Origin of the sequence: Myroides odoratus (genome assembly GCF_001549985.1) — a bacterium.
Lineage (GTDB): Bacteria > Bacteroidota > Bacteroidia > Flavobacteriales > Flavobacteriaceae > Flavobacterium > Flavobacterium odoratum_A.
In genome coordinates, this window is the sequence record NZ_LROZ01000038.1 from 1 (window position 1) to 3,966 (window position 3,966).

The 3,966-nt window shown below is 38.0% G+C and carries 3 protein-coding genes; all 3 read right to left on the reverse strand.

Annotated features, from left to right (window positions below):
- Window positions 1-75: 75 nt before the first annotated feature.
- On the reverse strand, window positions 76-2,655 hold the full coding sequence (locus AWV75_RS19220) for a DUF11 domain-containing protein (RefSeq protein WP_060875662.1): 2,580 nt from the start codon (window positions 2,653-2,655) through the stop codon (window positions 76-78).
- Between the two features lie 27 nt (window positions 2,656-2,682).
- The gene (locus AWV75_RS18810; RefSeq protein WP_156424215.1) at window positions 2,683-2,838 is read right to left on the reverse strand and encodes a hypothetical protein; all 156 of its coding nucleotides are present in this window, start codon (window positions 2,836-2,838) and stop codon (window positions 2,683-2,685) included.
- Between the two features lie 383 nt (window positions 2,839-3,221).
- Window positions 3,222-3,966, reverse strand: a 745-nt coding sequence (locus AWV75_RS18105; RefSeq protein ID WP_231738120.1) for a DUF7507 domain-containing protein, incomplete at its 5' end; no start/stop codon positions are given.

The window sequence follows — 3,966 nt, forward strand, 5'->3', positions numbered from 1 at the left end:
CTCTGTTGCAAGGCCCTTACCCCAATATTCCTATGCGAAGTAGTATGTTATAGCTTGTATTTTCTCATTATTATTTTACTTTTTTAACCTTTGGCGAATCATCGGATTTGTAATCAATACATTAGTACCAACCAATGAAACAAACGTATGTTCCTTGCGATTGGGGTCATAACCTACATCGGTCGGAGTCAGTAAGACCGCAGGTCTAGATTTTTCCTCTAGGGGATGATTACTTCCCTCTTCTATTCCTTTAACTTCAGCTTGATTATAAACTCCTTTATTATCAAGATCCAATTGTGTAATCACATAGGTTTGGTTATAGGTCCATACTTCATTTACATCCAAGAAATCATCTTCATTCATACTCTTTTCGGGTACAGCGGTAATGACCCCTCCTAGCAGGAAATCGGTCAACACTAAATTCGTTAACTTAGTTTCTCCTGTATTGGTTAATTTGAAGGTATAGGTAATTGTCTCTCCAACTTGAGGACTTCCATTATTGTTTGCATCTCTAAACACGCCATGCTTGATTAACTTAAGTCCTGCAAGGGTATAAATAACCTCTTGATTTTTTTTGATATTATTACACGGTGTACTTAATCCATTATTTTCACATTCATAATGCGCATCAGTAGGCGGAATCGCTGGATTAGGGTTCGTCGCATCGGGATCATAAATATCATCTGGGCGCAAGATTGTTGCTTCTACTTTAACAGGTCCTACTACTGGGTTGATTGCTTTAAGCTGGATGGTGTAAATTACTTCACAAGCAACAGGTAAATCTAACTGAGAGGTATAAGATTGATTCACTGCATCATACGCAATACTCACGCGCTCTGTACCACAGGTATTACCCGAAAATTGTACTTGAAGAGGTTCAAATCCTGTGGGAAAATCAAACGTAAATCCCGCTCCTTCTACTGCAGTGGGACCATAATTAATTACTTTTACCACGTAAGTAAGGCTATCATTTTTGCGAACAATTATTTGATCGGTAGTAACAGCAGCAATAGCTAAATCAGTAACTATCATCTCCACTTCTAGGGTATCCGAAAACGTTCCTCCCTCAATAAAAGTCCAGGTATCCATCAATTGATTGAAACCAAAAGATGTCGGTGCGCTTGTACCCCATTTATGTCCATTACTTCGACTTGAAACTCCTGCAGGATTAACAAAATGACTCGCATTGATTGGATTTGATCTCCCCTGCTGATTGGGGGTTGTATCCAACAACGTATCATCCCAATGCACATTATCTGATACTACGGATTGATAATCGGTAGACAATCGTTCAATGATTATTCCATTAGTATTATACCCATACGTTCCTAATAAAAAGTGAGTATCATGTGCATAAGAAGTCAATGTTACTTCTACCTCTACCTGCTTTGCCGTTACAAAATTCCCTGCTCCATCTTTTCCATCCCAATAAATTCGGTTTGCACCTAATATTCTAGTTCCTTTTAGTATGCGTTGAGGAAATGGATGTAAATTATTCTCTTTTGGTTTAATGACAATTTCATAATGACAATTTTCTGAACTATCAAATTCAATATAACCTCCTTTACTTCCTATTTTATTAGGTGTTCCATCTGCACCAACAGCAGTAATCACCGTATCAATGCGAGGGACGGTTTTTTCCTTTACTTTCAGCCAAGTTTCTTGTCCCGTCTGCGCCCATTTTGCTTTTTCAGGCATATTTTTATCGGGTAGATTGTAAAAAATCTTGGCGGTAGAAATAAAGGGGGTATCTGGTAAATTCGGATTGTGGTATCGCAACATATACTCTGCTAGTGTAGAAAATGTAGGCCAGCTTAAATAAGCTGGCACAGTAGGTTCTCCTTCCTTACTTATGCCAATATTATTGATACAAATGGGGAGTATTTTCTGATGAGAAAAATCATTCAGATTGAAATTATACACATATCCTGCACTGGTTAATACCTTAAATTTTAAATCATTGAAATAGTCAACGAATTCAGGTCTAAATGTGCTAGCATGTAGATTCAGGGTATTGGTATAAGTACGACCATTAACCCAAGTCCAATCTGTTCCATTTCTTTTTGCTACTGAAACATCCCAAGCAATGACATTATGTGCTAAATTTGGGTTTATGGGAAGGGGCTTTTCTGGCCATCGATCTGCCCTTGTAGCTTCATAAATCTTGGTTCCCGGTCTTCCTGGTTCATTGGGACCATAGAATTCTACCTTGTAAATACCACTTCCCCCTGTAGGTACTGTATAATAAACTGGAAGGTATCGATTACTTCCCGCTATTTGCCCCGGAAGTCGAGGTCCCGCTAACTCAGCTGTTCTATTCGGGATCGTACCGCTCTGTCCACTCAAAGGAAGTACAATTTGAGCGCCATTCGGTGCGTATAAGAAAATTTTTCTAGTTCCGTTTTCTTGCACATCGGAAGCCAATGCAATCTGTTCTCCCTCTTCTGCATAAACAAAATGAGTACCAAAATTCAAGAAATACGGATCATCTAAATAATCATATATAACTAACTGTAACCTCGTACCTCTTGCATTCTGGGGAAACAAATCTTTAGACCCTTCAGCCCATGAAGGACTTAAACCAAACAAAAAACTAAACAAGAAAATCGTCCATGCTTGTTTACTACAAAGTACATTATATTTTTTATGTCTCATATTTTATGTCTTAAAATGAACAAACACTTATTTAATTACAAATACAATATTCATATAGGAACTCATATCTGCTCCTGCTCGTACCGTATAGTTCAACTTCCTCTCCGTCGTAATCGATAAATTTTCAAATACATTCTCATCATAGTACGTGATATAGTAGTATACTTCATTCTTTTCAAACACAGTAATATCTGCAGGTGCACCAGTACTCCCTACAAGTCCTCCACTATAGGATATTGGTGTTGTAGCAGCTGGTCCATGTGAAATCGAATAAGATACAGCATTGGCAGAGGTTACAGTACCGCCTGTAAATTGATTGACCTAATCTTGATACACATCACGGGTAGAAGTACCTGTAATAGAAGTATCAAAAATAACAGCTGGCATATATATGCAGCATGTGAATTGAACTCTCATTTTCACAATCTACCACAGCAAAAACTTCCTGACCCCAATTGGTTGACTCCATACTCCAAACAAGTCATTCCCATCTCTGTTGCAAGGCCCTTACCCCAATATTCCTATGCGAAGTAGTATGTTATAGCTTGTATTTTCTCATTATTATTTTACTTTTTTAACCTTTGGCGAATCATCGGATTTGTAATCAATACATTAGTACCAACCAATGAAACAAACGTATGTTCCTTGCGATTGGGGTCATAACCTACATCGGTCGGAGTCAGTAAGACCGCAGGTCTAGATTTTTCCTCTAGGGGATGATTACTTCCCTCTTCTATTCCTTTAACTTCAGCTTGATTATAAACTCCTTTATTATCAAGATCCAATTGTGTAATCACATAGGTTTGGTTATAGGTCCATACTTCATTTACATCCAAGAAATCATCTTCATTCATACTCTTTTCGGGTACAGCGGTAATGACCCCTCCTAGCAGGAAATCGGTCAACACTAAATTCGTTAACTTAGTTTCTCCTGTATTGGTTAATTTGAAGGTATAGGTAATTGTCTCTCCAACTTGAGGACTTCCATTATTGTTTGCATCTCTAAACACGCCATGCTTGATTAACTTAAGTCCTGCAAGGGTATAAATAACCTCTTGATTTTTTTTGATATTATTACACGGTGTACTTAATCCATTATTTTCACATTCATAATGCGCATCAGTAGGCGGAATCGCTGGATTAGGGTTCGTCGCATCGGGATCATAAATATCATCTGGGCGCAAGATTGTTGCTTCTACTTTAACAGGTCCTACTACTGGGTTGATTGCTTTAAGCTGGATGGTGTAAATTACTTCACAAGCAACAGGTAAATCTAACTGAGAGGTATAAGATTGATTCACTGCATCATAC

Excerpts from the sequence above, each read along its gene's own strand:
- AWV75_RS19220 (WP_060875662.1), bottom strand. The coding sequence starts at position 2,655 with ATGAGACATAAAAAATATAATGTACTTTGTAGTAAACAAGCATGGACG.